This is a genomic window from Cellulomonas sp. FA1, from assembly GCF_000986825.1.
Taxonomy (GTDB): domain Bacteria; phylum Actinomycetota; class Actinomycetes; order Actinomycetales; family Cellulomonadaceae; genus Cellulomonas; species Cellulomonas iranensis.
In genome coordinates this window covers 1032830-1059352 of record NZ_LBMY01000001.1, presented here as the reverse complement: position 1 = coordinate 1059352, position 26523 = coordinate 1032830, and the positions used below count along the sequence as shown (strand labels likewise).

The 26523-nt window shown below is 76.5% G+C and carries 26 protein-coding genes and 1 tRNA gene; 19 read left to right on the top strand and 8 right to left on the bottom strand.

The window, feature by feature from the left end; genetic code table 11:
- Nucleotides 1-94 precede the first annotated feature (94 nt).
- The 11 genes from GY42_RS04735 to GY42_RS04690 all read left to right on the top strand — a co-directional run bounded on the left by GY42_RS04735 (nucleotide 95) and on the right by GY42_RS04690 (nucleotide 9104).
- Complete coding sequence (locus GY42_RS04735) at nucleotides 95-811, top strand: pseudouridine synthase (protein WP_442856785.1); 717 nt, start codon at nucleotides 95-97, stop codon at nucleotides 809-811.
- On the top strand, nucleotides 808-1917 hold the full coding sequence (locus tag GY42_RS04730; RefSeq protein WP_046528455.1) for a prephenate dehydrogenase: 1110 nt from the start codon (nucleotides 808-810) through the stop codon (nucleotides 1915-1917). Before GY42_RS04735 ends, GY42_RS04730 begins: the two co-directional genes overlap by 4 nt.
- Nucleotides 1899-2618: a (d)CMP kinase gene (cmk, locus tag GY42_RS04725; protein ID WP_046528454.1), complete on the top strand. Its 720-nt coding sequence runs from the start codon at nucleotides 1899-1901 to the stop codon at nucleotides 2616-2618. The genes GY42_RS04730 and cmk overlap by 19 nt, the downstream gene beginning before the upstream one ends.
- Before the next feature lies 1 nt (nucleotide 2619).
- Nucleotides 2620-3300: a lysophospholipid acyltransferase family protein gene (locus GY42_RS04720; RefSeq protein ID WP_046528453.1), complete on the top strand. Its 681-nt coding sequence runs from the start codon at nucleotides 2620-2622 to the stop codon at nucleotides 3298-3300.
- Between the two features lie 70 nt (nucleotides 3301-3370).
- A complete protein-coding gene (der, locus tag GY42_RS04715) occupies nucleotides 3371-4903 on the top strand; it encodes a ribosome biogenesis GTPase Der (RefSeq protein ID WP_046528452.1) in 1533 nt (510 codons plus the stop codon).
- A 19-nt stretch (nucleotides 4904-4922) separates the two neighbouring features.
- The gene (locus GY42_RS04710) at nucleotides 4923-5975 is read left to right on the top strand and encodes a hypothetical protein (protein WP_082131350.1); all 1053 of its coding nucleotides are present in this window, start codon (nucleotides 4923-4925) and stop codon (nucleotides 5973-5975) included.
- A 249-nt stretch (nucleotides 5976-6224) separates the two neighbouring features.
- Nucleotides 6225-6911: a GntR family transcriptional regulator gene (locus GY42_RS04705; RefSeq protein ID WP_046528451.1), complete on the top strand. Its 687-nt coding sequence runs from the start codon at nucleotides 6225-6227 to the stop codon at nucleotides 6909-6911.
- Entirely contained in the window at nucleotides 6908-8299 is a 1392-nt protein-coding gene (locus GY42_RS04700) for an MFS transporter (RefSeq protein WP_236686713.1), read from the top strand. Before GY42_RS04705 ends, GY42_RS04700 begins: the two co-directional genes overlap by 4 nt.
- Nucleotides 8300-8325: 26 nt before the next feature.
- Nucleotides 8326-8399 (top strand) — tRNA-Pro (locus tag GY42_RS04695).
- Nucleotides 8400-8724: 325 nt separating this feature from the next.
- The gene (locus GY42_RS19315; protein WP_160309393.1) at nucleotides 8725-8889 is read left to right on the top strand and encodes a hypothetical protein; all 165 of its coding nucleotides are present in this window, start codon (nucleotides 8725-8727) and stop codon (nucleotides 8887-8889) included.
- Between the two features lie 26 nt (nucleotides 8890-8915).
- Nucleotides 8916-9104 carry a hypothetical protein gene (locus tag GY42_RS04690; RefSeq protein WP_046528450.1) on the top strand — a complete coding sequence of 63 codons (189 nt, stop codon included), beginning with the start codon at nucleotides 8916-8918 and terminating at the stop codon, nucleotides 9102-9104.
- Nucleotides 9105-9504: 400 nt separating this feature from the next.
- Here the strand turns inward: GY42_RS04690 and GY42_RS04685 are convergent, their stop codons facing one another.
- The 5 genes from GY42_RS04685 to GY42_RS04665 all read right to left on the bottom strand — a co-directional run bounded on the left by GY42_RS04685 (nucleotide 9505) and on the right by GY42_RS04665 (nucleotide 14511).
- Entirely contained in the window at nucleotides 9505-10671 is a 1167-nt protein-coding gene (locus GY42_RS04685) for an MFS transporter (RefSeq protein WP_046528449.1), read from the bottom strand.
- Nucleotides 10668-11006 (bottom strand): ArsR/SmtB family transcription factor, encoded by a 339-nt coding sequence (locus tag GY42_RS04680; RefSeq protein ID WP_046528448.1) that lies wholly within the window; start codon nucleotides 11004-11006, stop codon nucleotides 10668-10670. The genes GY42_RS04685 and GY42_RS04680 overlap by 4 nt, the downstream gene beginning before the upstream one ends.
- Nucleotides 11007-11102: 96 nt before the next feature.
- Nucleotides 11103-11534 (bottom strand): hypothetical protein, encoded by a 432-nt coding sequence (locus GY42_RS04675; protein ID WP_046528447.1) that lies wholly within the window; start codon nucleotides 11532-11534, stop codon nucleotides 11103-11105.
- A gap of 71 nt (nucleotides 11535-11605) precedes the next feature.
- Entirely contained in the window at nucleotides 11606-13726 is a 2121-nt protein-coding gene (locus GY42_RS04670) for an FtsX-like permease family protein (protein ID WP_046528446.1), read from the bottom strand.
- On the bottom strand, nucleotides 13723-14511 hold the full coding sequence (locus GY42_RS04665; RefSeq protein ID WP_046528445.1) for an ABC transporter ATP-binding protein: 789 nt from the start codon (nucleotides 14509-14511) through the stop codon (nucleotides 13723-13725). The genes GY42_RS04670 and GY42_RS04665 overlap by 4 nt, the downstream gene beginning before the upstream one ends.
- A 134-nt stretch (nucleotides 14512-14645) precedes the next feature.
- Here GY42_RS04665 and GY42_RS04660 point away from each other — a divergent pair, with 134 nt between their 5' ends.
- From GY42_RS04660 to GY42_RS04650, 3 genes are read left to right on the top strand one after another with little or no spacing between them, the layout of a single operon-like run.
- The gene (locus GY42_RS04660) at nucleotides 14646-15821 is read left to right on the top strand and encodes a sensor histidine kinase (RefSeq protein ID WP_046528444.1); all 1176 of its coding nucleotides are present in this window, start codon (nucleotides 14646-14648) and stop codon (nucleotides 15819-15821) included.
- Nucleotides 15818-16453: a response regulator gene (locus GY42_RS04655; protein ID WP_046528443.1), complete on the top strand. Its 636-nt coding sequence runs from the start codon at nucleotides 15818-15820 to the stop codon at nucleotides 16451-16453. The genes GY42_RS04660 and GY42_RS04655 overlap by 4 nt, the downstream gene beginning before the upstream one ends.
- Before the next feature lie 41 nt (nucleotides 16454-16494).
- A complete protein-coding gene (locus tag GY42_RS04650) occupies nucleotides 16495-17304 on the top strand; it encodes a hypothetical protein (RefSeq protein ID WP_046528442.1) in 810 nt (269 codons plus the stop codon).
- Between the two features lie 75 nt (nucleotides 17305-17379).
- Here GY42_RS04650 and GY42_RS04645 read toward each other — a convergent pair whose 3' ends face one another.
- On the bottom strand, nucleotides 17380-17844 hold the full coding sequence (locus tag GY42_RS04645) for a GNAT family N-acetyltransferase (RefSeq protein WP_046528441.1): 465 nt from the start codon (nucleotides 17842-17844) through the stop codon (nucleotides 17380-17382).
- Between the two features lie 141 nt (nucleotides 17845-17985).
- Here GY42_RS04645 and GY42_RS04640 point away from each other — a divergent pair, with 141 nt between their 5' ends.
- Nucleotides 17986-19368, top strand: coding sequence for an aminotransferase-like domain-containing protein (locus GY42_RS04640; RefSeq protein ID WP_046528440.1), 1383 nt, complete (start codon nucleotides 17986-17988; stop codon nucleotides 19366-19368).
- Nucleotides 19369-19484: 116 nt separating this feature from the next.
- Here the strand turns inward: GY42_RS04640 and GY42_RS04635 are convergent, their stop codons facing one another.
- Nucleotides 19485-20333, bottom strand: coding sequence for a class I SAM-dependent methyltransferase (locus tag GY42_RS04635; protein WP_082131349.1), 849 nt, complete (start codon nucleotides 20331-20333; stop codon nucleotides 19485-19487).
- 121 nt (nucleotides 20334-20454) lie between these two features.
- Here GY42_RS04635 and GY42_RS04630 point away from each other — a divergent pair, with 121 nt between their 5' ends.
- From GY42_RS04630 to GY42_RS04620, 3 genes are all read left to right on the top strand, one after another.
- The gene (locus tag GY42_RS04630) at nucleotides 20455-22164 is read left to right on the top strand and encodes a DUF885 domain-containing protein (protein WP_046528439.1); all 1710 of its coding nucleotides are present in this window, start codon (nucleotides 20455-20457) and stop codon (nucleotides 22162-22164) included.
- Between the two features lie 52 nt (nucleotides 22165-22216).
- Nucleotides 22217-23116 (top strand): alpha/beta hydrolase, encoded by a 900-nt coding sequence (locus GY42_RS04625; protein WP_052748208.1) that lies wholly within the window; start codon nucleotides 22217-22219, stop codon nucleotides 23114-23116.
- A 273-nt stretch (nucleotides 23117-23389) separates the two neighbouring features.
- Complete coding sequence (locus GY42_RS04620) at nucleotides 23390-24805, top strand: endo-1,4-beta-xylanase (protein WP_046528438.1); 1416 nt, start codon at nucleotides 23390-23392, stop codon at nucleotides 24803-24805.
- Nucleotides 24806-24979: 174 nt separating this feature from the next.
- Here GY42_RS04620 and GY42_RS04615 read toward each other — a convergent pair whose 3' ends face one another.
- The gene (locus tag GY42_RS04615; protein ID WP_046528437.1) at nucleotides 24980-25429 is read right to left on the bottom strand and encodes a GNAT family N-acetyltransferase; all 450 of its coding nucleotides are present in this window, start codon (nucleotides 25427-25429) and stop codon (nucleotides 24980-24982) included.
- 341 nt (nucleotides 25430-25770) lie between these two features.
- On the opposite strand from GY42_RS04615, the gene GY42_RS04610 reads away from it, so the two are divergent.
- Nucleotides 25771-26520, top strand: coding sequence for a succinate dehydrogenase cytochrome b subunit (locus GY42_RS04610; RefSeq protein ID WP_082131348.1), 750 nt, complete (start codon nucleotides 25771-25773; stop codon nucleotides 26518-26520).
- Nucleotides 26521-26523: the final 3 nt, after the last annotated feature.

The following is a 26523-nucleotide window of genomic DNA, read 5'->3' as shown; positions in this document are numbered from 1 at the left end:
CGGCACCACGGGTGGCGGGACGGGCGGCGCACGCCGTCCCCAGCGCCGGCCCGCACCGGCGGCCGAGCCGGTCGACGTGCACGACCCTGAGGGCGTGCGCCTGCAGAAGGTCCTCGCGACGGCGGGGCTCGGCTCGCGTCGCGCGTGCGAGGAGCTCATCGCGAACGGCCGCGTGACGGTCGACGGCCAGCTCGTGGTGGAGCTCGGCGTGCGCGTCGACCCCAAGAGCGCCGTGATCCACGTCGACGGCATGCGCGTGCAGCTCGACGCCTCGCTCATCACGATCGCGCTGAACAAGCCCAAGGGCGTCGTGTCGACCATGCACGACCCCGAGGGCCGGCCCGCGCTCGCGCAGTTCGTCGCGAACCGCGAGGAGCGGCTGTTCCACGTCGGCCGGCTCGACGCGGACTCCGAGGGGCTCATCCTGCTCACCAACGACGGCGACCTCGCGCACCGCCTCGCGCACCCCTCGCACGGCGTCGCCAAGACGTACCTCGTCGAGGTGCAGGGCCGCGTCAAGGAGTCCCTCGGCACGCGCCTCAAGCAGGGCGTCGAGCTCGAGGACGGCACGGTGACGGTCGACGACTTCAAGGTGGTGCAGGTCGCGAGCCACGCGAGCCTCGTCGAGGTCGTGCTGCACGAGGGCCGCAACCGCGTCGTGCGCCGGCTCATGGACGAGGTCGGGCACCCCGTGACGAAGCTCGTGCGCACGCGCATCGGGCCGATCCGCCTGGGCGACCTGCGCCCCGGGCGCACGCGCGTGCTGTCGAAGACCGAGCTGGGCTCCCTCATGGCCTCGGTGGGCATGTGAGCATCGCCACGGTCGGCCCCGTGCGGATCGTCGGCACGGGGTTGCTGGGCGCGTCCGTGGGACTCGCGCTGACGCAGCACGGCGTGGACGTGCAGCTCGAGGACCCGTCGCGCACGGCGCTCGCGCTCGCGCGCGACGTCGGCGCGGGCACGCCCGTCGCCCCGGGGTCGGCCGCACCCGTGCTCGTCGTGGTGGCCGCACCGCCCGACGTGACGGCCGACGCCGTGCGGGCCGCGCTCGCGGCCCACCCCGACGCGGTCGTCACGGACGTCGCGAGCGTCAAGGGGTACGTGCTCGCCGAGCTGCGCGCGTCGGGCGTCGACCTGTCGCGCTACGTCGGCTCGCACCCCATGGCGGGGCGCGAGCGCTCGGGCCCGTCGGCGGCCGTGCCGGGTCTGTTCGTGGGGCGGCCGTGGGTCATCACCGACTCGGGCACCTCGCGCGACGACGCGCTGCTCGCGGTGCGGCACCTCGCGGTCGACCTCGGTGCGGTGCCCGTCGTCATGGAGGCCGCCGAGCACGACGCCGCGGTCGCGGCCGTGTCCCACGTGCCGCAGCTCGCGTCCTCGCTCGTCGCGGCGCGCCTGCGCGGCACCGACGACGCCGCGCTCGCGCTCGCGGGCCAGGGGCTGCGCGACGTGACGCGGCTCGCGGCGTCCGACCCGGCGCTGTGGACGTCGATCCTCGCGGCCAACGCCGCCGCGGTGCGCGACGTGCTCGTCGCGCTGCGGGCCGACCTCGACGTGGTGGTCGAGGCGCTCGACCGCGCAGCCGGGGCCACCGGGCCCGAGGACGTCGAGCTCGGTGCGCTCGCGACCATCGCGCGCACCATCGCCGAGGGCAACACGGGCGCCGCGCGCATCCCCGGCAAGCACGGCGGCGCGCACAAGCAGTACGCCGTGGTGTCGGTGCTGGTGCCCGACACCCCGGGCGAGCTCGCGCGCCTGCTGGGGGACGTGGGCGCCGCGGGCGTCAACCTGGAGGACCTGCAGCTCGAGCACGCGGCGGGCCGCGCCGTCGGCATGGCGGCGATCTCGGTGCTGCCCGCGCGCGCCGAGCACCTGGAGTCCGAGCTGACCGCTCGGGGATGGAGGCTGGTGAGTTGAGCATCGTCGTGGCGATCGACGGGCCGTCGGGGTCGGGCAAGTCGAGCGTGTCCCGCCGGGTCGCGCAGCGGCTCGGGCTCGCGTACCTGGACACCGGCGCGATGTACCGCGCGGCGACGTGGTGGGCCGTGCACGAGGGCGTCGACCTCGCGGACACCGGCGCCGTCGCGGCCCTGGTGCGCGACATGGTGCTCGTCATGGTCGTCGACCCGCGCGAGCCGCAGGTGTGGGTCGGCGGGATCGACGTCACGGCCGCGATCCGCGAGACGTCGGTCTCGACGGCCGTGAGCGCGGTCGCGACGAACCTCGACGTGCGCGCCGAGCTCGCGCGCCGGCAGCGCGCGGAGATCGCGTTCCAGTGCGAGCCCGGCTCGTGGGCCGACGGCCGCGGGATCGTCGCCGAGGGCCGCGACATCACCACGGTGATCGCGCCGGACGCCGACGTGCGCCTGCTGCTCACCGCGAGCGAGGAGGCGCGCCTCGCGCGCCGCGCGCGCGAGGTGCACGGCTCGGACGACGCCGCGGCCGTCGAGGCGACGCGCGACCAGGTGGTGCGCCGCGACGCCGACGACTCCGCCGTCGCGCAGTTCCTCACGGCCGCCGACGGCGTCGTCACGGTCGACTCCTCGGCGCTCGACCTCGACCAGACCGTCGACGCGGTGCTCGGCGTCGTCGAGCGCACGCTGGCCGCGCGGGGCTGACGTGGCGGACGCGCCGCACGTGCCGTCGGCCGCCGGGCCCGCGTGGGCCCGGTGGGTCGGGCGGTTCCTCGCGCGCGTCGTGTGGGACACGCACGTCACCGGTGCCGAGCGCGTGCCGCGCAGCGGGCCGGTGGTGCTCGCGGCCAACCACGTGACGCTGCTCGACGGCCCGCTGCTCATCGGCGTCGCGCCGCGGCCCCTGCACATCCTCGTCAAGCAGGAGATGTTCCACGGGCCGGTCGGGGTCGTGCTGCGCGCGGGCGGTCAGATCCCCGTGGACCGCACGATGGGCCGGCCCGCGCTGCAGGCCGGGCTCGGCGTGCTGCGGCGTGGCGGCGCCGTCGGGATCTTCCCCGAGGGCACGCGCGGACGCGGCACGGCCGAGCAGGTGCGGGCCGGGGTCGCGTGGCTCGCGGTGCACGGCGGCGCGCCGGTCGTACCCGTCGCGATCCTCGGGACGCGCCTGACGGGGGAGTCGGTGCGCGGGCTGCCGCCGCTGCGGCGCGACGTGCACGTCGAGATCGGCGACCCCGTCGACGTCGCCGGCGAGGGGCTGTCGCGGCGCGAGGCGATCGACCGCGCGGGACGGCTCGTGCAGGCCGCGATGAGCGAGCTCGTCGTCGGGGCGCAGCGGCGCACGGGCGTCGCGCTGCCCGCCGACGACCCCCGCTCGACGGCCTGACCGACGGCTCGTCGGGGCCGCGTGCGGGCCCGTGTCGGTGCCAGGGCGCCCGACGGGGGAGAATGGGGGCATGGAGCAGCCCGACCCGACCCTGACGCGCGTCGACCCGCAGGACGCCGCCGAGCCGAGCGCGCCGCTCGACGCCGCCGCACCGCCTGTCGACGACGTCGACGACGAGGCCCGTGAGCGCGCGCTGCGCGCGGGCCTCGAGGAGTACGAGCTCGAGGACGAGGACCTCGCGCTCCTCGAGGGCGAGGGCCTGGACGACGACGGCACCGACGTCGAGGCGGCGCTGCCCGTGCTCGCGGTCGTGGGCCGTCCGAACGTCGGCAAGTCGACGCTCGTCAACCGCATCCTCGGGCGCCGCGAGGCCGTCGTCGAGGACAAGCCGGGCGTCACGCGCGACCGCGTGAGTTACCCCGCCGAGTGGTCCGGGCGCCGGTTCACGGTCGTCGACACCGGGGGCTGGGAGGTCGACGTCGCGGGCATCGACAAGCGCGTCGCGCAGCAGGCCGAGGTCGCGATCGACCTGGCCGACGCCGTGCTGTTCGTCGTCGACGCGACCGTCGGCTCGACCGACACCGACGAGCAGGTCGTGCGGCTGCTGCGGCGCTCGGGCAAGCCCGTCGTGCTCGTCGCCAACAAGGTCGACGGCCCGGCCGTCGAGGCGGACGCGGCCGCGCTGTGGTCGCTGGGCCTGGGGGAGCCGCACCCGATCTCGGCGCTGCACGGCCGCGGCACCGGTGACCTGCTCGACGCCGCGATGCGCGCGCTGCCGACCGTCTCGGCGCACGCCGTGCCGCTGCCCGACGGGCCGCGCCGCGTCGCGCTCGTCGGTCGTCCGAACGTCGGCAAGTCCTCGCTGCTCAACAAGGTGGTCGGGTCCGAGCGCGTGGTCGTCGACGACACGGCCGGGACGACGCGTGACCCGGTCGACGAGCTCGTGGCGCTCGGCGGCCGGCCGTGGGTGTTCGTCGACACGGCCGGCATCCGGCGCCGCGTGCACCAGACCACCGGTGCGGACTTCTACGCGTCGCTGCGCACGCAGGCAGCCGTCGAGAAGGCCGAGGTCGCGGTCGTGCTGGTCGACGCGTCGGCGCCCATGACCGAGCAGGACATCCGTGTCGTGCAGCAGGTCATCGACGCCGGGCGCGCGCTGGTCATCGCGTACAACAAGTGGGACCTCATGGACGAGGACCGGCGCCCGTTCCTCGAGCGCGAGATCGAGCAGCAGCTCGTGCAGGTGCAGTGGGCGCCGCGCGTCAACGTGTCGGCCCGCACCGGCTGGCACACCGACCGACTGGTGCCGGCCCTCGAGCGGTCGCTCGCGTCGTGGGACACGCGCATCCCGACGGGGCGCCTCAACGCGTTCCTCGGCGAGCTGGTCTCGGCGCACCCGCACCCGCTGCGCGGCGGCAAGCAGCCCCGCATCCTGTTCGCGACGCAGGCCTCGACGCGCCCGCCGCGGTTCGTCATCTTCGCGAGCGGGTTCCTCGAGGCCGGCTACCGCCGGTTCATCGAGCGCCGCCTGCGTGAGACGTTCGGGTTCGAGGGCACACCCATCACGATCTCGGTGCGCGTGCGCGAGAAGCGCCGGCGGTGACCGTGCGCGTGGCGGCGCCGTGACCTCGCTGCAGGACGGCGCCGCGCCGCGCCGCGTCACGACGCACGCGCTGCTGCGGCTCGGGCTGCCGCGCGACCCGCGCGCCACCCGGCACCTCGGCACGTTCCTCGTCGCGACCGCGGCGACCGTGCTGCTCACGCGCGCGTTCCTCGCCGCGACCGGGTACCCGCAGGTCGGCGGCGACGGTCTGCACATCGCGCACGTGCTGTGGGGCGGGCTGCTCATGGCGCTCGCGTTCGTGCTGCTGCTGTCGTTCGCGGGGCCCGCGCTGCGGCCGCTGGGGTCGCTGGTCGGCGGCGTCGGGTTCGGGCTGTTCGTCGACGAGGTCGGCAAGTTCGTCACCTCGGACAACGACTACTTCTACGAGCCGACGGCCGCGATCGTGTATGCGACGGTCGTCGGGCTGGGGCTGCTCGCCGAGGCGCTGCACGGGCGGCGCGACCCGGACCCGCGCGAGGAGCTCGCGGGCGCCGTCGACGAGGCGGTCGCGGGGGTCGTGGGTGGCTTCACGCCGTCGGCGCGGCGACGGGCCGAGGCGCACCTGCGGCACGCGGGCGACGTGCACGGCGCCGCGCAGGCCCGTGCGCTGGTCGACAGCGTCGCCGAGGACGACGTCGCGCTGCCCGACCCGGTCGGTGCGGTGTCGTCGTTCGCGGTGCGCGTGCTGCACACCCTGATCAAGGCGCGGTTCGTGCCGTGGCTCGCCGTGCTCGTGCTGCTCGGGTCGTCGGCGTTCACGATCGCGCGCGCCGTGACGGGGTGGTGGAGCGGCGACGGCAGCCCCGCGTGGGTGCTGGTCGGCGCGCTCGTCGCCGCGGCGGCCAGCGGCGCGCTGTGCGTCGTGGGGCTGCTGCGCGTCGGCGGGGACGCGATCGAGGGCTACCTGTGGTTCCGCCGCGCGGTCATCGTGTCGCTGCTGGTGACGCAGTTCTTCCTGTTCCGGCTCTCGCAGTGGGACGCGTCCTGGGGTCTCCTGGTCGACCTGCTGGTGCTGGGGCTGGTGGCCGCCGAGCTCGACGCGCTGCGGCGGCGGGCGGACGGCGAGGGCTGACGGGGACCGGGGCGGCACGCGCCGGGCCGCGGCGGTGCGCGGGCGTCGGCGGGGGTTCCGGCCGGTACCCGCGGACCGCGGTGCGTGCGGCGTTGCGGCGGCTGGACGGCCGGAACGCCGCACGGCCGGCGCACCGCGGGCGGGTTGGCGACGTGTGCGGGTCGCCTCGGGGCGCGACCTCGGGGGCGACGTCGTCTCACCCGCTGGTCATCCCATGAATGAGTAGCGACATGCATGCATCATGCATGCATGCCGCGTCGACCGTCCGCCCCACCCGCGTCCGCCGCCGACACCGTCTACCGGCACGTCAAGGACGCGCTGCTCGGCGGTCGGCACCCCGGGGGCAGCATGCTCAGCGAGGTCGACGTCGCCGCCGAGCTCGGCGTGAGCCGCACCCCCGTGCGCGAGGCGTTCCTGCGGCTGGCCGCCGAGGGGTGGCTGCGGCTGTTCCCCAAGCGCGGCGCGCTCGTCGTCCCCGCGGCGCCGGGCGAGGCGCAGGACGTGCTCGACGCACGACTGCTGCTCGAGGGGCACGCGGTCGAGCAGGTGCTCGCGGGGCCGCCGGGCGCGCGCGAGGAGCTCGTCGCCACGCTGCGCGGGCTCGTCGCCCGGCAGCGCGACGCGCTCGACGCCGACACCGACGACGTCGACCTCGACGCCTACGCCGACCTCGACGCCCAGTTCCACCACGCGATCGTCGCGGCGGGCGGCAACGCCGTGCTCACCCAGGTCGCCGGGACGCTGCGCGAGCGCCAGAGCCGCATGGTGGCGCTCTCGGTGGGGCGGTCGTCGGCGCGGGCCGCGACGTTCGTCGACGGGCACGAGGCGCTCGTCGCCGCGATCGCCGACGGCGACGCGGCCGGCTTCCGGGCACGGCTCGCCGCGCACGTGCACGACGCGCACGGCACCGCCGGGCGGCACGGAGGGCAGCGGTGAGCCGCACGACGTCGGCAGGGCACACGCCCGCGGCGGGCGCGGGTGTCGCCGCCGCCACCCGTGCGCCCACGCGCGCGGGCGGCGCGGCCGGCGACGTCTCCGCTCCCGACCCGTCCGCGCGGACCGGCCCCGGCGTGCCGCCCGGGACCTCGCCCGCCGCCCCTGCGGGCGGAGCCGTCGGCGCGCACGCGTGGCGCGGCGTCGCCGCGCTCATGCTCGCGGTCGCGTGGGGCGGCAACGAGTTCACGCCGCTGCTCGTCATGTACCGCGACGTCAGTCACCTGTCCGCGCTCACGGTCGACGCGCTGCTCGGTGCGTACGTCGTCGGGATCGTGCCCGCGCTCCTCGTCGGCGGGCCGCTGTCCGACCGGTACGGGCGCCGCCCGCTGCTGCTGCCCGCCGCGCCGCTCGGCGTGGTCGGCTCGCTCGTCATCGCGTTCGGGCCCGCGTCGGTGCCCGCGCTCGCGGCCGGGCGCGTGCTGTCGGGCGTCGCGCTCGGGCTCGTCATGGCCGTCGGGACCACGTGGGTCGCGGAGCTGAGCGCCGCCACCGGCGACGCAGGCGCGGGTCCGCGGCGCGCGTCGCTCGCGCTCACGCTGGGCTTCCTGCTCGGTGCCGGCACCGCCGGTGCGCTCGCGCAGTGGGGCCCGTGGCGCACCGGCACCCCGTACCTCGTGCACGCGTGCGTCGCGCTCGCGGCGATGGCCGCGGTGCTGTCGGTGCCCGAGACGCACCCCGCGCCGCCGCGCGCACCCGGCGCCCGGCTGCGCGACGACCTGCGCGTGCCCGCGGTCGCGCACCGGCGGTTCTGGCGTGTGGTCGTGCCGGTCGCGCCGTGGGTGTTCGGGGCCGTCGGCAGCGCGTACGCCGTGCTGCCGGGGCTGCTGCGCCGCAGCGCCGGGGGAGTGCCGATCGCGTTCGCGGCGTTCCTCACGGTCGTCACGCTCGCGAGCGGGTTCGCCGTGCAGCAGCTCGCGCGGCGCATCGACACCGCGCGCAGCGCCCGGGCGTCGGTCGTCGCGATGGCGATCGTCGTGCCGGGCATGGCGGCCGCGGCGTGGGCGAGCGCGACGCTCAGTCTCGCGGTCGCGGTGCTCGCCGCGGTCGTGCTCGGCGCCGGCTACGGGCTCGCGCTGGTCGCCGGTCTGTCCGAGGTGCAGCGCATCGCGACGCCCGACGACCTCGCGGGCCTCACCGCCGTCTACTACTCGGTGGCCTACACCGGGTTCTTCGTGCCCGCCGCGCTCGCGTGGCTCTCGGCCCGGTGGGCGTACCCGGCGATGTTCGTCGCGGGGGCTGTCATCGCGACGGCATGCCTGGTCGCGGTCGCGTGCGCGTGGCGCGCCCACCTGCCCACGGGTGACAGGACGGCCCCGCGAGTGCGGTAGAGTTTCCGAGGCCCCTGCGGGGGTGACGGGCTGTGGCGCAGCTTGGTAGCGCACTTGACTGGGGGTCAAGGGGTCGCAGGTTCAAATCCTGTCAGCCCGACCGTCCGGCGTCGTCCGACGTCGAGAACGCCCGTAGCCGGGAAGTCGGCTACGGGCGTTCGGCGTTCACGCGGTGTGCGCGTCGTCTCGACGATGATCACGTCGACCGGCACACGGGCACACCGGCGGCCGTGCGGGTCGACACGCCGGACGTCACGAGGGCGTCGTGCAGCCGCGATGGTGCTGCTCGGCCGCGGTGACCGTGGCGGCCCGGCGACGACGCGAGGCGAGGACGGACGCGAGCCGGTAGACGAGAGCACGGGATGGCCTCGCCGGGCGCCGACGTCCGGACCCTGCGCTAGCCTCGTCGCGCCGGGCATGGTCCGGTGGATCCCGCAACGGACCGCGACGCGGGCGTCGCCGAGGTCGCGCTCAACCCGATGGGCACGTACCTGCGGTCGGGCGCTGCGGCGGCGCTGGCGGACGTCGCACTCGTGCGCGACGCGTACGCCGACAGGGTCGCCGCACGGCCCGCGCGGGCCACGGCGTAGGGCGAGGTCCGCTGTAGCGTCGACCCATGGAGCCGCAGGGGAAGCAGCGGAGGCCGGGGCGGCGCAAGCCCTTCGGGTGGGTCGCGGTCGTGTTCTCGGCCCTCGTCCTGACGGCCGGGGTGGTCGTCGGCGCCGTCACGGGCGAGTGGTGGGCCCTGCTGTGCGCCAGCGGGCTGGTCGTCGTCCCGCTCGCGGGGCGCCGGACCGTGTCCTGACGCCGCCGACCTGCACCGCCGGGGGATGAGCGCGGCGGAGAGGGTGCGCGGCGCACGGTGCCAGAGCCCGAGCTCCCGCCCGGCGGTGCCGGTGCCAGGGTCGACGCGTCGCACCGAGTGCTGCGGAACGTCGGCGATGTGCGCACCCGTGCTCGCGGAGTCGGCGCGGTACGGGACGCTCGAGTGCCGCCCCGCTCACCAGCGCCGGGCCCCGACCGGCCTGCACTTCGCACCCCGTGCGGGCGAGGCGAGGGCGCCGGCCGACTCGGCCTCGTCAGGCGCGTCGGGCCTGGCCGCCTGCTCGTCGCGGCGCCGGTCGAGCCGCTACGGGCCGCTGGGACGTCACGGGGCGCCGCGGAGGTGCGCGCCACCGCTCGCGTGCGTCTCCGCGGCGTGTCCGCTAGCTCCGCGCGGACGTCGTGGTCCGCCTGCCCGGCCGCACGCGCGCCGCGACGGTCACCGTGAGCGCGAGCGCCAGCGCTGCGGGCACGATCGCCCAGCCCGCGAGCGTCCCCGCCCGCGCGCCCGCCGCGAGGAGCGCGCCGCCCGCGGCGGCGCCGACGGCCGAGCCCAGGTACATCGCGGCCATCTGGAACGCGACTACCGACATCGCGCGCTCGGGGGCGTGCCGCGTGAGCGCCTGCTGCAGCGTCGGCACGCTCGCCCAGCCGGCCGCGCCCCACAGGGTCGCGGCGACGAGCCACGTCGCGGGGGACGTGGTGAGGGTGAGGAGCGCGAAGGCCACGAGCAGGAGCGCGGGCAGCCCGACGAGCAGCGGGCGCGGCCCGTGGCGGTCGAGCGGCCGGCCGACCGCCGCCGAGCCGGCCACGCCGCCGACGCCCCACGCCCAGACCAGCGCGAACCCGGTCCCGCTGAGGCCGCGGTCCTGCGCCATCGGCAGCACGTACGTGTAGAGGCCGAGGCTCGCGACGCCCAGCAGGAACGCCGCAGCGACGCCGACGAGCGTCCGCGGGTCGCGGACCACGGCGAGCGGTGACGCGGCTGCCGTCGTCGGCAGCGGCGGGAGCGTGGTGCGGCGCGTGGCCAGGGCCGCCATGCTGACGACGCCCACGGCGACGACGATCGCCATCGTCCACCGCCAGCCGAACCGCTCGCCGACGAGCATGCCGAGCGGCACGCCGGCGACCGTGCCGGTCGACAGGCCGAACGTCACGAGGGACATCGCACGGCCGTGTTCGTGCTGATCGACCATCGCCGCGGCCGTCGCGGTCGCGACCGCGGTGAGGACGCCCGCGCCGACGCCGGCGACGACGCGCGACGCGAGGAACAGCGGCAGCCCGGTGGCGACGGCCGTCACGAGGTTGCCGAGGTTGAACAGACCGAGCGCGACGAGCAGGGCACGTGCCGTCCCGGCTCGGGTCAGCCGTCCCGAGAGGGTCGGGCCGGCGACGGCGTACGCGGCGGTGAAGGCCGTGACGCCCAGCCCGACGGCCGCGACGCCCGTGCCGAGGTCCGCGGCGATGCGGGGCAGGACGCCGGCCAGCACGTACGCGTCGACGCCGAGCGAGACGGCGGCCACGACCAGGGGCCACAGGCGGCGCGTCACGGGTGCGGGTCCGTGAGGTCGGTGGTGCGCTCGTACCCGTCGAGCACCGCGTCGAGCAGCCCGGGGAACCGGGACTCGAGGTCCTCGGTGCGCAGGCTGATGAGGCACTTGCGGCCCTGCGCGCGCACGTGCACGACGCCGGACTCGCGCAGCAGGCTCGTGTGGTGCGTGAGGGTCGAGCGCGGCAGGTCGGGGCCCAGCTCGAGGCTGTCGGTCTCGCCCTGCGCGGCGAGCACGCGCACCATGGCGAGCCGCAGCGGCTCGCTCAGCGCGAACAGCACGCGGGGGATCGCGATCTCGTCCGTGTCGGGGTGGTGGTAGGTCCGAGGTGACATCGGCAGTCCTGTCGTTCGAAAGAAGTCGCACAATGATTGTGCGGCGAATCTCGCACGATTGGAGCGGGAGGTCAACCCGCACGGACGGCCGGGCCGTCACCGGGGCTCGGTGCCCGACCCCGGCTCGTCCCGCCAGGCCTGGTGCGTGTCGCCGACGCTCACGACCGTCCACGTCCCGCACGCGTACCCGTCGGCCGGCAGCGGGTCGAGCAGCCACGCGGCCTCGAGGTCGGGCGCGCCGGTGACGGGCGCGGCGGTGCAGTGCTGCGCGTCGAACGGCGTGGGGCTGGTCCAACGCATCACCCCCGCGTGCCCGTCGAGCTGGGCGAGCAGCCGCACGTCCGTCGCGTCCTGGGGGAGGAACCCCTGGAAGCGGAAGGACTCGCCGGACCTCTCGACGTCGGCGCTCGTGGCGTAGGTGAACTCGCGCTGCCCCACCGGGAACACGTCCTGGAACGTCGCGCAGCCCGTGAGAGCGGCGGTCAGGACGAGCGTCGTGGTGGCCAGGACGGTGCGGCGGGTGGTCATCGGGGTGCTCCTGTCGTCGGTCGGACGTGGGTGGTCGGCGGTGCCGCGACGCGTGACGCGGGCGTGGCGGCTCATCGCGCCGCCAGCCCGATCGCCGGCTCGACGCGCCCGGCGCTGCGCATCGGCACGGCCGCGGCGAGGACCGCGGCGCCGACCACGCCGGCGCCCAGCAGCGCGAGCCGGACCAACGGCGGCTGGCCGGCGGGCATGTCCAGCACGCGCAGCGCGAGCACGCCGTACGCGCCGCCCAGGACGACGCCGAGCGTCGCGCCGACCGCGGAGGCGAGCCCGGCCTCGGCCGCCACCGACCGGCGCGCGCCCGCCCGGCTCACGCCGAGCGCGCGGACCAGGGCGATCGCCTGCCGGCGCTCGGCGACCGACAGCGCGAGCGTCACCACGACCCCGACCATCGCGACGACGAGCGTGACCCCGATCATCGCCGCGCCGACGAGCTGCCCCACGGCGACCGTCTGCTCGATGCCCGCGAGCACGTCGCCCGCCCAGTAGACCGACGTGCCCGCGGGAACGGTGTCGAGCACGGCGTCCCGCAGCGCCGCGGGGTCCGTCCCCGGGGCGGGGTCGAGGAGGATGTCGGTGCCGACGACCCGGGCGTCGACCGCCGGGTGCGCCGCGAGCGCGGCCACCAGGGCGTCCGGGTCGGCGACGACGTCGACCGGGATCAGCGCGTCGGCCCCGAAGGTGCGCACGACGCTCTCGCGCGCGTCGGCGGTGACGCCCGCGACCGCCACGAGCAGCGCCGCGGCCAGGCCCACGCCCAGCGTGAGGACCGTCGTCATCGCGGCGGTGCGGCGCGACGAGCGGTGCGCGTTGGACACCGCGAGCCGCAGCGCCGCCGACCGAGCGCCGAGCGGCCGCACCGCCCGGGCGGCCCACCGCACGAGGAACGGGCCGACCGCGACCAGCACCGCGAAGACCAGCGTCCCGCTCAGCGCGGCGAGCGCGAGGCCCGTCAGCTGGTCGGTGCGCGCGACGGGGACCGCGACGGCCCCGGTGGCCACGGCCGTCAGCGTGAGCGCACCGGCCGTCACCAGGCGCGCGCCGACGCGCACGGGGCGGGCGTCGGACGAGCGTGCCGCCCCGAGCGCCACGACGGGTGCCGTGCGACCGGCGGCGCGCGCCGAGGGCAGCGCCGCGGCGACGGTCGCGACGACCGACAGGGCGACGCACGCGACGAGCCCGCCGGGCGCGGCGACGAACGGCGCGGACACCAGGTCCGCGGCACGCGCCGCCGCGACGAGCCCCGCGGCGACCCCCAGCCCGGCACCGGTCCCGACCAGGCCCCCGAGCAGGCCGACGCACGCGGCCTCGGCGAGCACCGAGCGGTGCACCTGGCGACGCGTCGCGCCGACGCACCGCAGCAGCGCGAGCTCCGCGGCGCGCCGCGCCAGCACGATCCGGAACGTCGAGGACACGATCACCACGGCCGACACCACGGCCAGCGCGACGAACACCGACAGCCCGCCGAGCACGCCCGCGAGCGTGTCGCCCACCGACCGGGCCTCCCGGTCGCGCTGCTCGGGGCCGCTCGTGACGGCGGCGTCACCGGCCACGGCCCGCACCGCGGCGAGGTCCACGTCCCCGACGACGAACATCTGCACGGGCGGCATCCCGCCGATCGTGACCGCGTCGGACGGGTGCACGAGCCCGACGTCCTGCCCGAACTCCCGCACGGGCCCGACTCCCGCCACGACGAGCTCGTGCCCGCCCGCCACGACCGTGTCCCCGACGTCGACGCCGACGCGCTCGGCGGTGCGCCGCCCCAGGACGATCCCGCCGGGCTCGAGCGGGCCGACGTCGGGGGCGTCGCGCAGCGCGCTCAGCGGTCCGCCGCCCGGGTCGCTCGTGAGCTTCCAGGTCGTGGTGACGCCACCCGCCTCGACCTCGACGTCCCCGAGGTGCTCGACCGCGACGTCCACGACGCCGGGCAGCGCGCGCACGCGCTCGGCGACCTCGAGCGCGGCGCCCGGCGCGACGTCGCCGCGGGGGACGACCACCACGTCGGCCGCGGGCGGGGTGACCATGCCGAACGCGACGAGCGCGACGCGCGCGTTGGCCGCGACCAGCAGGGCGACCGCGGCGAACGCGGTCGCGGCCGTGATCGCGACGCCGACGAGCAGCGCCTGCCCTGGGCGCCGCAGGACGCTGCGCAGCGCGGTCCGGGCGACGATCACGCGCCGACCCCCGCGGGTGCGGCGAGCTCGCCGAGGCGCTCGAGGACGGTGCGGCGCGTCGGCCGGTCGACCCGCCCGGCGGCGCGGCCGTCGCGCAGCAGCACGACCTCGTCGGTGACGGCCGCCGCCGACGGGTCGTGCGTGACCATGACGACCGTCTGACCGAACTCGTCGACGCACGCGCGCAGCAGCGCCAGCAGCGCGGCGCCCGACTCGCTGTCGAGGGCGCCCGTCGGCTCGTCGGCCACGACGAGGTCCGGGCGGCCCAGCAGCGCCCGCACGACCGCGACGCGCTGCCGCTGCCCGCCCGACAGCTGCGACGGCAGGTGGCGCAGCCGGTCCGCGACACCGAGCCGCTCGACGAGCTCGCGCCGCCACGCGCGGTCCGTGCGGCGGCCGGCCAGCGAGGCCGCGAGGTCGATGTTCTCGCCCGCCGTCAGGTGCGGCAGCAGGTTGCCGTCCTGGAAGACGAACCCCAGGCGGTCGCGCCGGATCGCGGTGAGCGCCGCGTCGTCGAGCGCGCCCAGGTCGGTGCCGCCCAGCAGCATCTGCCCGGACGTCGCCCGGTCCAGCCCGGCGAGGCAGTGCAGGAACGTCGACTTGCCCGACCCCGAGGCGCCCATGACCGCGGTGAACCGACGCTCGACCAGGTCGACGCTCAGGCCGTCGAGCGCGCGCACCCGGCTCGAGCCCGTGCCGTACTCGCGCACGAGGTCGACCGCGCGGGCGGCGAGGCGCGGTCCGGCGACGGTCGGCGGGGGCGGGGCGACGGGAGGCTGGCTCATGCGTCCAGCCTGGTCAACGCCCTGACCCACGGGAATCGACCGGGCGGACGGTCCGGGTCGGTCACCCTCGGTCGAAGGGACGATCTTCCGGAGCGCTCGCGGAGCCCGGGCGTGGTGATCCGTAGGGTGGACGCGTGCCGGACCCCGACGACCGACGACCGCCCCGTGCGACGTGGCTGCGGTCCCGCGCCGCGACGACGGCGCTCGAGCTCGTCGCGCTCGCGGGCCTGCTCGTCGTCGACCTCGAGCTGGGTGCGCGCCTCGCACCGGGCACGCCCGGTGGTGCGGACGTCGCTGGCGCGCTGGTCACCGCGCTCGTCGCGGTGGTCGTGGCCGTCGTGGCGCTCGTGCGGCGCCGGCTGCCGTGGTGGCTCGCGACCGGCGGGGTGCTCGCCGTCTCGACGGTCGGGTCGCTCGTGTGCGCCGTCGTCGGCAGCCCCTCCCCGTCGCTCACCGAGGCCGCCGCGCTCGTCGTCGTCACCGCGTCCGGGGTGCGCGCCGCGCCGACGTCGCGGGCGGCCGCGGGCACCGCGGCGGCCGCGCTGGTCGCCGTGGTCGGGGGTGTCGTGCTGCGGATCGGCCCGCAGGCGACGGGCGTGCTGCTCGCGGTGCTCGTCTGGGGCTGCGCCGTCGTCGCCGGTGTCACGGGCCGCGCCGTCCGCACGCGCCGCGCGTCGGCGCTCGACCAGGCACGCCGGGCCGAGCGCACCGAGCTCGCGCGCGAGCTGCACGACGTCGTCGCGCACCAGGTCACCGGGATCGTCGTGCAGGCGCAGGCGGCCATCGCCGTGGCCCGCACGGATCCCGCACGCGCGACGCAGGCGTTCGAGGCGATCGAGGCGGCCGGTGCCGAGGCCCTGGCGGGCATGCGGCGCATGGTCGGCGCGATCCGGGAGGACGCCGAGCCTGACGCCCCGGTCACCGTGCGGTACGACCTGGCCGACATCCCGCCCCTGGTCGACCGGTTCGACGCAGGTCGGGGCCGCACGACGTCGCGGGTCGACGTCCCGGACGCACCCCTCGCGCCCGGCGTCGGCGAGTCGGCCTACCGCATCGTCCGCGAGGCCCTCACCAACGTGCGCCGGCACGCGGTCGACCCCAGCACGCACGTCACCGTGCGCGTCGTCGACGACACGCTGCGGCTCGAGGTCGGCAACGACGGCGTGCGGCGGGGATCGGCGCACGGCGGGTTCGGCCTCATCGGCATGGCCGAACGGGTCGCGGCCCTGGGCGGCACCCTGCACGCCGGCGCCGACGAGGCCGACACGTGGGTCGTGCGCGTCGAGATCCCCGCGGCGGTGACCCGGTGATCGGCGTCGTCGTGGCCGACGACCAGGCGATGGTCCGTGCCGGGTTCCGCATGGTCCTCGAGGCCGAGGGGGACATCGCCGTGCTGGCCGACGTCGGCACCGGGCAGGACGCCGTGGCCGCCGCGCAGCGCCTGCGTCCCGACGTCGTGCTCATGGACGTCCGCATGCCCGGCATGAACGGGCTGGACGCCACACGGCAGGTCACCGGGCTCCCGGACGCGCCCCGCGTCGTGGTCGTCACGACGTTCGACACCGACGAGTACCTGCGCTCCGCGCTCGCGGCCGGCGCGTCGGGGTTCCTGCTCAAGGACGCCGGGCCGCGGCTGCTCGTCGAGGCCGTGCGCGCCGCGGCCGACGGCGACGCGCTGGTCTCGCCGTCGGTGACCGTGCGGCTGCTCGGCGAGCTCGCGGCGGGCGCGGCGCCGTCCGCGGTCGAGCACGACCTCACGGACCGTGAGCTGGAGATCGTCGCGGCGATCGCACGCGGCGGCACCAACGAGGAGATCGCCGCCGACCTCTTCGTGTCGCTGTCGACCGTCAAGACGCACGCCCGGAACATCAGCGTGAAGCTCGGTGCGCGCAACCGGGTCGAGATCGCGGCCTGGGCGTGGCGGAGCCGGCTCGTGAGGTGACCTGGATCCGGGGCGGTCGCGGCCGCCCTAGGCTGCTCGCCGTGAGCGACCAGTCGCGGTTCCGGCGCCTCCGGGGGAGCTTCCGTCTCGGGCGGCGGGATCGTGAGGGAGAGGCCCTCCCGCCGGACGACCCGCGCGTCGAGGTCTTCCCCGACCCGGTCGACGTGTTCGTCTCCGACCAGCCGTGGCTGGGCCGTGTGCTGCACCCGTTGGTCTCGATCGACCTCGGCGTGCTCGACCCCGCCGCGCTCGGGCCAGGGGCGCGCGACCTCCCCGTGCTCGCCCGTGGTCTGCTGCTCAGCCCGGTCGAGCGGGAGGGCGGGCTCCTCGGTGGCCACCTGCCAGCACCGCCCGACGAGTGGTCGGCGGTCAACTGGCTGGCGTTCCGCATCGAGGACGACGGGCGGTGGCGGCTGCTCGGCGACCGCTCGGTCTTCGAGATCGAGACCGTGGGGGACGACGTGCCCGCGGCGCTCGCGGCCTTCTACGCCGACGCCGAGGCCGACCTCGCCGCGTCGCGCGAGCGGTGGCGGGTGCACGGCGTGCTCGCCGGTGGGGACTTCGGCGACCCGACGCGCCCGCGCGCCGGGTCGGAGGGAGGCTTCCCGGTCGTCGAGAGGCTCGGTGGCGACACCCCGACCGGCAACTGGGTCGTGGAGCCGCCCCCAGCGGCCGTCGTGCTCGAGGCGCCCGACGCGGGCGCGCCCGTCCTGCGGCTCGTGGACGGCCGCCCGTTCCGTTTCGTGGCCGCGACGCCCGGCTACCCGTGGCGCGACCACGGAGCCGACGCGATCCTGCTGTTCGTCGAGCCGGAGACACGGACCGCGCTGCTCACGTTCGACTGGAGCTGATGCGCGGGATCGTGCGGCCGGACCGCTGACGGCGTCGCCGGGCCGGGCGCGTGAGCCCGGCCCGGCGTCGTGGCGTCAGGCCGGTGTCGCGGCGGCCTCGTACGTGACCCACCGCGTGCGCGTGGCGACCGAGTCGTAGAGCGCCTGCGCGCGGTGGTTGTCGTCGGCGGTCACCCACTGCACGAACTGCCGGCCCTCGGACGCGGCGAGGTCCGTGAGTCGACGGATCAGCGCGCGGCCCACGCCGCGGCCGCGCACCTGCGGGGCGGTGTAGAGGTCGTCGAGGAACACGCCGGTCGTGCCGGTGTAGGGCGAGGAGATGCGCCGGTGGTGCGCGAAGCCGACGACGGTGCCGTCGGCCACGGCCACGACGGCCTGGCACTCGTGGTGCGGGTCGCGCAGCCAGCCCCATGTGCGGGACACGACGTCCTCGGACTCGGGCAGGCGGTAGAAGTCGCGGTAGGCGCGGAACAGCTCGCGCCAGCGCGGCTCGTCGGCGGGGTCGAGCGGGCGGACGGCGAGGTCGGTCGTGGTGGTCATGCGGGTCTCCAGCCAGGGGTGCGGGCGAGGTCGCGGCGCGGCCGCGGGACGGGCGGGGCCGGCGGCGCTCACGGTCCGCGTGCGCGCGGGGCGGGCGGTAACACCTGGGGGAGAAGCGCAGTAGCGTTATCGTTGTCCCTCATGACCGACGATAACAGGATCGCGGACGTCGCCCGGTCGCTGCGTGCGCTCGTGGACGCCGCGAGTCCCGGCGACCGGCTGCCGGGCGTGCGTGAGCTGTCGCGGAGGTACCGCGCGAGCGCCGTCACCGTGACCGCGGCCGTCGCCCAGCTGGTCACCGCCGGTCTGGTGCGCGCCGAGCCCGGGCGCGGCACGTTCGTCACCGACCGCGCGGCGCGGCCCGAGCCCGACTACGCGTGGCAGACCGGTGCGCTGGGCCCCGCGCGCGTCGACGCCGACCGGGCCGCGCGCCTCGGCGGGTACGGCTCCGCCGACCACGTGCCGCTGTCGTGGGGCTACCTCGCGCCCGAGCTGCTGCCGCAGGAGGACCTGCGCCGGCTCGGCGCGCGCGCCGTGCGCAGCACCCGGGCCTGGGCCATGACCCCGCCCGCCGGCTCGCCCGACCTGCGGCGCGTGCTCGCCGCGCCCTACCGCGTCGACCCGCAGGACGTGCTCGTCGTCCCCGGCGGCCAGGCCGGTCTCGTCGTCGCGCTGCGCACGCTCGCCGACCCCGGCGGCACCGTGCTCACCGAGAGCCCCGGCTACCCCGGGACGCTGCTCGCCGCGCAGAGCGCCGGGCTGCACGTCGCGTCCGTCCCCGCCGACGCCGAAGGCGTGCGCGTCGACCTGCTGGCGGACGCGCTCGAGCGCACCCGGGCGCGCGTCGTGGTGCTGCAGCCGTCGTACGCCAACCCCACCGGCGCGGTGCTCGGCGCCGACCGGCGGCGCGAGCTGCTCGGCCTCGTCGTCCGGCACGGAGCCTTCGTCGTCGAGGACGACTGGGCGCGTCACCTCGCGATCGACGGGCCTGCGCCGGCGCCGCTGCTCGCCGACGACCCGCACGGCCACGTCGTCACCGTCACGACCCTGAGCAAACCCGCGTCGCCCGGGCTGCGCCTCGGCGCGGTCGTCGCGCGCGGCCCCGCCGGCCAGCGCATGCGGGCCGCCCGCACGGCCGACGACCTCGGCGTCGCGCCGGTCGTGCAGGAGGTCGCGCACGGCCTGCTGACCTCGGCCGCGTGGCCGCGGCACGTCCGCCGGCTGCGCACCGAGCTCGCGACCCGCCGCGACGCGCTCGTCGACGCGCTGCGCACCACCCTGCCCGAGGCCCGCCTCACCGCCGTCCCGCGCGGCGGCCTGCACCTCTGGGTGCGCCTCGACCACGGCGTCGACACGCGCGCCCTGACCGCCGCGGCCGACGCCGTGGGGGTCCTGGTCGGTGACGGCCGGCACTTCTACGTCGACGAGCCGCCCGCGCCGCACCTGCGGCTGTCGTTCGGGGCCGCGAGCCCCGCGCAGATCGCCGAGGGCGTACGCGTGCTGGGCGGCCTGCTGCGGGCCTGACGCTCCCGCTGCCGCTGACCGCGCCCGGATGCCGGTGCGCAGCCCGCGGGCGTGCTCCTCACCCGCGAGCCGACCACCCGCGGGGTGCCGCACCGAGGTGCGGCACCCCGTGACCGTCAGGCGGGCGCCGTGAGCGTCGCGGTCACCAGCCGGACGAGCCGCATCGGCCGCAGGTGGGGCTGGGCGTCCCAGAAGCCCGGCGGCACGGCATCGGCCTCGTCGCGCTCGTCCGCGACCGCCCACCCCGCGTCGGTCAGCCAGTCGCGCACCGTCGCCGCGGACGCAGCGGTCCGCCACGGCTCGCCGTGCCTCCCGGCGAACGCGGCCACGGCGGCCGCGTACGCGGCGCCCGCGGCGTCCCGCTCGTCCGCGGGGAGCACGTGGTCCAGCACGAGCGTCGACCCGGCGGGCAGCGCCGCCAGCGCGGCGAGCAGCGCGCGGCACGCGTCCGGCTCGAGGTACATGCCGACCCCGAGCCAGACCGCGACCACGGGCACGTGCGGGTCCAGGCCCGCGTCGACGAGCGCGTCGAACCACCCCGCGCCGCCGAGGTCCGCGGGCACGGGGACGCCCGCCTCGGGCAGGCTCGCCCGTGCCAGCAGCTGCGCCCGCCACGTCAGGACGTCGGGGAGGTCGACCAGCCAGAACCGCCGCCCGGGGGCGGGTCGGCGGTGGGGGGTCGTGTCGAGACCCGCGCCGAGCACGACGATCTGCCGCGCGCGGCGCGCGACGAGCACGTCGTCCGCGTGGCGCGCCCGCGCGCACGCCGAGACGCGGGCAGCCGCGAGGACCGGGACGCCGGGCTGCGCGAGCTGGAAGTCGAGCGGTGAGGTGTCGCCGGTCGTGCACAGGGCGTGCGCCGCGGGATCCTCGAGCAGGAGGGGCGGCTCGTCCACGAGGGCGTGGGCCGCGCGTGCGGCGGCGGCGAGGAGGGCGGTCGGGCTGGGGGTGTCGTTGGCTTCCACCTCAACCAGCTACCAGCACCGGGCCCGACCTTGCGGGAGGCGCGCCGTCCCGCACTCTCGCGGCGGTGGCGACGGCGCTGCGCGCACACCCTCACGCGCGTCGCCCGGATAGCGTGCTGCCATGCCCGCCGACCAGCACAGCACCGCCGCGCCCACCGCCCGCCAGCTCGCCGACCGGTGGGTCGAGACGCTCGCCGACCTGGACCCGACCGTCGGCACCGCGCTCGGCACCCGCCCCGGCGACGGTCGCATGCCCGACCTGTCGCCCGCGGGAGCCGACGCCAAGGCCGACGCGTCGCGCGGCGTGCTGCGGGACCTCGACGACGCCCGCGTCCTCGACGACGACGACCGACGCTGCGCGACGCTGCTGCGAGAGCGGCTGACCGCGCAGCTCGCCGTGCACGACGCGGGTGAGCACCTCGCGGTGCTGCGTCCCATCGCGTCGCCCGTGCAGACCCTCCAGTCGCTCTTCCTCATGATGCCGACCGCCACGGCCGACGACTGGGACGTCGTCGCCGACCGCGTCGCGCAGGTGCCGGCCGCAGCCGAGGGCCTGCGCGCGACGCTCGCCGAGGGCCTGCGCCGCGGCGTGCGCAGCGCCCCGCGACAGGCGTCGACGGTCGTCGACCAGCTCGGCGACTGGCTCGGCGCCGCCGACGGGCGCGGCTGGCACGCCGACTTCGTGGCCGGCGCCGCGCAGGCCGGGGTCTCGCCCGCGCTGCAGGCGCGGCTCGACGCCGCGGCGGTCGACGCGGCCGCGGGCGTCGACGCGCTCCGGACGTGGATCGCGCAGGAGTACCTGCCCGCCGTGCAGGACGTCCCTGACGCCGTCGGCCGCGACCGCTACGCGCTCCACGCGCGCCTGCACACCGGCGCCGACCTCGACCTCGACGCCGCGTACGCGTGGGGCTGGGAGGAGCTCGCCCGCATCGAGACCGACATGGCCGCCGAGGCCGACCGCGTGCTTCCCGGCGCCGACCCGCAGCGGGCCCTCGCGCACCTCGACGAGCACGGCGAGGCCGTCGAGGGCGTCGAGGAGGTCCGGGCCTGGCTGCAGCGCATGATGGACGACGCGATCGCCGAGCTCGACGGCACCGTCGTCGACGTCGCCGGACCCGTCAAGCGCGTCGAGGCGATGATCGCGCCCCCGGGGTCCGCCGCCGCGCCCTACTACACGCGCCCGTCGCTCGACTTCTCCCGCCCGGGCCGCACCTGGCTGCCGACGCTCGGCCGCGACCGGTTCCCCACGTGGGACCTCATCAGCACCTGGTACCACGAGGGCGTGCCCGGCCACCACCTGCAGCTCGGCGAGTGGGCCCGCCGCGCCGGCGACCTGTCCGTCTACCAGACGTCGATCGGCTCGATCCCCGCGACCACCGAGGGCTGGGCGCTGTACGCCGAGCGGCTCATGGACGACCTCGGCTACCTGCGCACGCCCGGTGCGCGCCTGGGGTACCTCGACGGTCAGCGCATGCGCGCCGTGCGCGTCGTCATCGACATCGGCATGCACCTGGGTCTGCGCATCCCCGACGACCGCGCGTCCTACCCCGGTGAGACGTGGACCGCCGACCTCGCCGAGGAGTTCTTCGCCGCCCGCAGCGGCTCACCGGCCGCGTTCGTGCACAGCGAGGTCGAGCGCTACCTCGGCTGGCCCGGCCAGGCCATCAGCTACAAGCTCGGCGAGCGCGCCTGGCTCGCGGGCCGCGCAGCCGCCCGCGCGCGCCGCGAGGGCGCGGGGGAGACGTTCGACCTGCGCGCGTGGCACACCGCCGCGCTCGGGCTCGGCTCCCTCGGGCTCCACGACCTCGAGCGCGAGCTCGCCGCGCTCTGACCCCGCGCCGATCGACCCGGACCGACCGCGTCCCGCACACCGAGGAGCACCAGTGACCGCCCTCCCCGAGGAGCTGCGCGCCATGCGCGCCGACGCCGCCACCCAGGACACGCACCCCACGAGCCTGCTGGCGGGTGTGCCCACCGGCACGGCCGAGCACGTCGCGCTCGCGGACGACGCGCCGGTGCGCGCGCTGCGCGTGTACCGGCCGAGCGGGGTGACGACGACGCCGGGGGTCTTCGTCAACCTGCACGGCGGCGGGTTCGTGCTCGGCGACGGCGGCGGCGACGACCCGTACTGCCGGTTCCTCGCCGACGCGGCGGGGTGCGTGGTCGTCAACCTGGACTACCCGCTCGCGCCGGAGCACCCGTACCCGGCGGCGGTGCACCACGTCACGGATGTCCTTGCGTGGCTCGCGACGCACGGCACGGTGCTGGGCGTCGACGGTCGTCGTGTCGCGGTCGGCGGGCACAGCGCCGGCGGCAACCTCGCAGCGGCCGCGTGCCTGCTGGGTGCCCGCCGCGGAGGGCCGCGCCCGGTCGGGCTGGTCGTGGACTACGCGCCGCTGGACCTGGCGCGACCGCCGGCCGAGAAGCTCACGGCGGAGCACCGCGCCGGGGCGGCCGAGCTCGCCGAGGTCGGTGCGCGCTTCAACGCGTGGTACCTGCCGGACGCGGCGCGGGGTGCCGAGGACCTCGCGTCGCCGCTGCTGGCCGAGGACCTCACGGTGCTGCCGCCCACGCTGGTCGTGACGGCGGCGCTGGACCTGCTCGCGGCGGAGGGCGACGCGTTCGCGGAGCGGCTGCGGGCGGCCGGCGTGGCCACGACGCACGCGACGTTCCCCGGCGTCGACCACGGCTTCACGCACGCGGGGCCGGTCCGCGAGGCGGTCGCGGCGTGGCACCTCATGGGCGGGTTCCTGGCGGGCGTGCTGGCTCCCGAGCCGTCCTGACCGCGGTGCCGCGAGACGGCTGTGACGTCGAAAGTGTCGGACCAGCGAGCAGGAGCGCTCCCATCGAGCGGCGGTCGCCGCGGGGGTGCGGACCCCCTCGCGACGCCCCGGAGGCGGCTGCTTCATCGATCAACGTCACCCCCACGAGTGCTGAAACGTTTCCAGCGACACATCGAAAGTACCGATCCGCCGGAGAGCGGTTGACCCCCCGAGGCGCCCCCGCGAGGGTGAGGCGCGCCGGTCACAGCCGGCGCACCAGATCGAGGAGGATCAATGACGACCCCACGTCAGAGGTACCGTCGCGGCCGGCTCGCCGCAGCCTTCGGCGGGCTGGCCGCCGCCACGCTCGCCGTGACGCTCGCGGTCCCCGCCGCCGCCGCCGGCAGCACGCTCCAGGCCGCCGCCGCCGAGAGCGGCCGCTACTTCGGCACCGCGATCGCCGCGAGCCGCCTGAACGACGGCACCTACACGACCATCGCGAACCGCGAGTTCAACATGATCACCGCCGAGAACGAGATGAAGATGGACGCGATGCAGCCCAGCCGCGGCCAGTTCAACTGGTCCTCGGGCGACCGCATCGTCAACTGGGCACGCCAGAACGGCAAGCAGGTGCGCGGGCACGCGCTCGCGTGGCACTCGCAGCAGCCCGGCTGGATGCAGAACATGTCCGGCTCGCAGCTGCGGACCGCGATGCTCGACCACGTGACCCAGGTCGCGTCGTACTACCGCGGCAAGATCTACGCGTGGGACGTCGTGAACGAGGCGTTCGCGGATGGCTCGTCGGGCGCGCGCCGCGACTCGAACCTGCAGCGCACCGGCAACGACTGGATCGAGGCCGCGTTCCGCGCCGCACGCGCGGCCGACCCGGGCGCCAAGCTCTGCTACAACGACTACAACACCGACAACTGGCAGCACGCCAAGACGCAGGCCGTCTACAACATGGTCAAGGACTTCAAGGCGCGCGGCGTCCCGATCGACTGCGTCGGCTTCCAGGCGCACTTCAACTCCGGCAACCCGGTGCCGTCGAACTACCACACGACGCTGCAGAACTTCGCCGACCTGGGCGTGGACGTGCAGATCACCGAGCTCGACATCGAGGGCTCGGGCAGCTCGCAGGCGCAGCAGTACCAGGGCGTCGTGCAGGCGTGCCTCTCGGTCGCACGCTGCACGGGCATCACGGTGTGGGGCGTGCGTGACACCGACTCGTGGCGCGCGAGCGGCACGCCGCTGCTGTTCGACGGCTCGGGCAACAAGAAGGCCGCCTACACGAGCGTGCTCAACCAGCTGAACCAGGGCGGCACGCCGGTGCCCAACCCGGGCAACCCCACGCCGACCCCCACGCAGCCCGGCACGACGCCGACGCCCACGCCGACCCAGAACCCCGGAACGGGCAGCTGCACGGCGACCTATTCCGAGGGCCAGAAGTGGAACGACCGCTTCAACGGCACCGTCACGATCCGCGCCAACACCGCGATCAGCGGCTGGTCGTCGACCGTCACGGTCCGGCAGCCGCAGCGCATCATCGCGACCTGGAACGGCAGCCCCACGTGGGACTCGAGCGGCAACGTCATGACGATGCGCCCGAGCGGCAGCGGTGCGCTCGCCGCGGGCCAGACGGTCTCGTTCGGCTTCACGGTCCAGCACAACGGCGACTGGACGTGGCCGACGCTGACCTGCTCGGCGTCGTGACGCGCTGACCAGGCACGAGGTGCGGCACTGACCGCGCAGCCGCAGGGGGTCGCCCGCACGGGCGGCCCCCTGCGTCGTCGTGGCGCACCGGCACCACGACGCCGCCCGCCCCGGACGCAGATCGCGGCGCTCGCGGGCTGCGCACGCCGCACCGCACGCCACGGGCCGCAGGAGTCAGCGCGCCGGGGGAGTGCGCACCATCGGCACGTGGGGGATGCCGTCCTCGTCGTACGTGTCGCCGGTGCGGACGAACCCGAACCGCTCGTACCACTGCTCGAGGTGGGCCTGCCCGTGGAGCTCGACCGGTGTGCCCGCGCGGCACAGCCCGAGCGCGTGCTCGATGAGCGCCCCGGCGACGCCGCGGCCGCGCGCCGCCGGGGCGGTCGCGACGCGGCCCACGACCGGCCGGTCGCCGTCGACGTCGAGCACGCGCACGGTGCCGAGCAGCTCGCCGTCCTCGTGCGCCCACACGTGCCGCGTGCCGGGCAGCAGGTCACGACCGTCGAGCTCGGGGTAGGGGCACGCCTGCTCGACGACGAACACGTCGACGCGCAGGCGCAGGAGCGCGTACAGCTCGGTGGGGGTGAGGTCGGCGGGGGTGCGGGTCTCGACGGTCAGCGGCACCGCAGCAGCCTAGGCGCCCGTGGGGGAGCGGCGTCGGCCCCGTGGACGGGCCCGGCTGCCCGGCGGCCGGCCGGCGCCTGGTCCGCGCGGGCGGCGCACCGGCGTCATGAGGGGTCGGGACAGGCGTGCCGTGCAGGTCGGGTCGAAGATAACGGAACCTGGCGGAACGTCTGCCGTCGCTCGTCCGAGGTCGGCACGTCACCTCCACGACCAGCCCCGACGGACCCGGGACCCCCGGCCCAGCGAGGGACTCCGGTCCCACCGGCGGGCTCGGGGGGAGTGGGAGGGTCGTGCCGCTGGGCGCCCGCCCCCACGAGGCGTCCGTGACACGGAGGTCAGCAGTGGCGGGATCACCCACCAGCACGCGCCCCGAGCCCGACCGCGTCCCCGCGGTGGCCCGGCCCGCGACCACCCGGCCGCCGGTGCCGGCGACCTGGGTCCTCAAGGTCGTCATGGCGGTGACCGGCACGGTCTTCGGCGTGTTCGTCGTGTTCCACCTCGTCGGGAACCTCAAGGTCTTCCTCGGCCCCGAGGAGTTCGACGCCTACGCGCACTGGCTGCAGCGTGACCTGCTGGCGCCGCTCGTGCCGCACGGCTGGTTCATCTGGATCTTCCGCGCCGTGCTCACGCTCAGCCTCGTGGCGCACGTGTGGGCGGCCGTCGTGCTGCGCCGTCGCGCGCGGGTCGCGCGCGGGCCGCACCGGCGCCAGGGCATGCGCACGTTCCGCAGCTTCCAGGCGCGCAGCATGCTCGTGACCGGTGCCGTCCTGCTGTTCTTCGTCGTGTTCCACGTCCTCGACCTGACGACGGGCACGCAGCCCGCCGCGAGCGCCGAGTTCGTGCACGGCAGCGCGTACGCCAACCTCGTGCACTCGTTCCAGCGGCCCGTCGTCGCGGCGTTCTACATGCTCGCGATCGGCACGCTGTTCCTGCACCTCGCGCACGGCCTGTGGAGCGTCGTCAACGACCTCGGCGCCACGGGCCGCCGGCTGCGCGCCACGGGCGCCGCGGTCGCGGGGATCGTGGGGCTGCTCGTGCTCGTGGGCAACCTGCTCATCCCGGTCGCGGTGCTGACGGGACTCGTGTCGTGACCC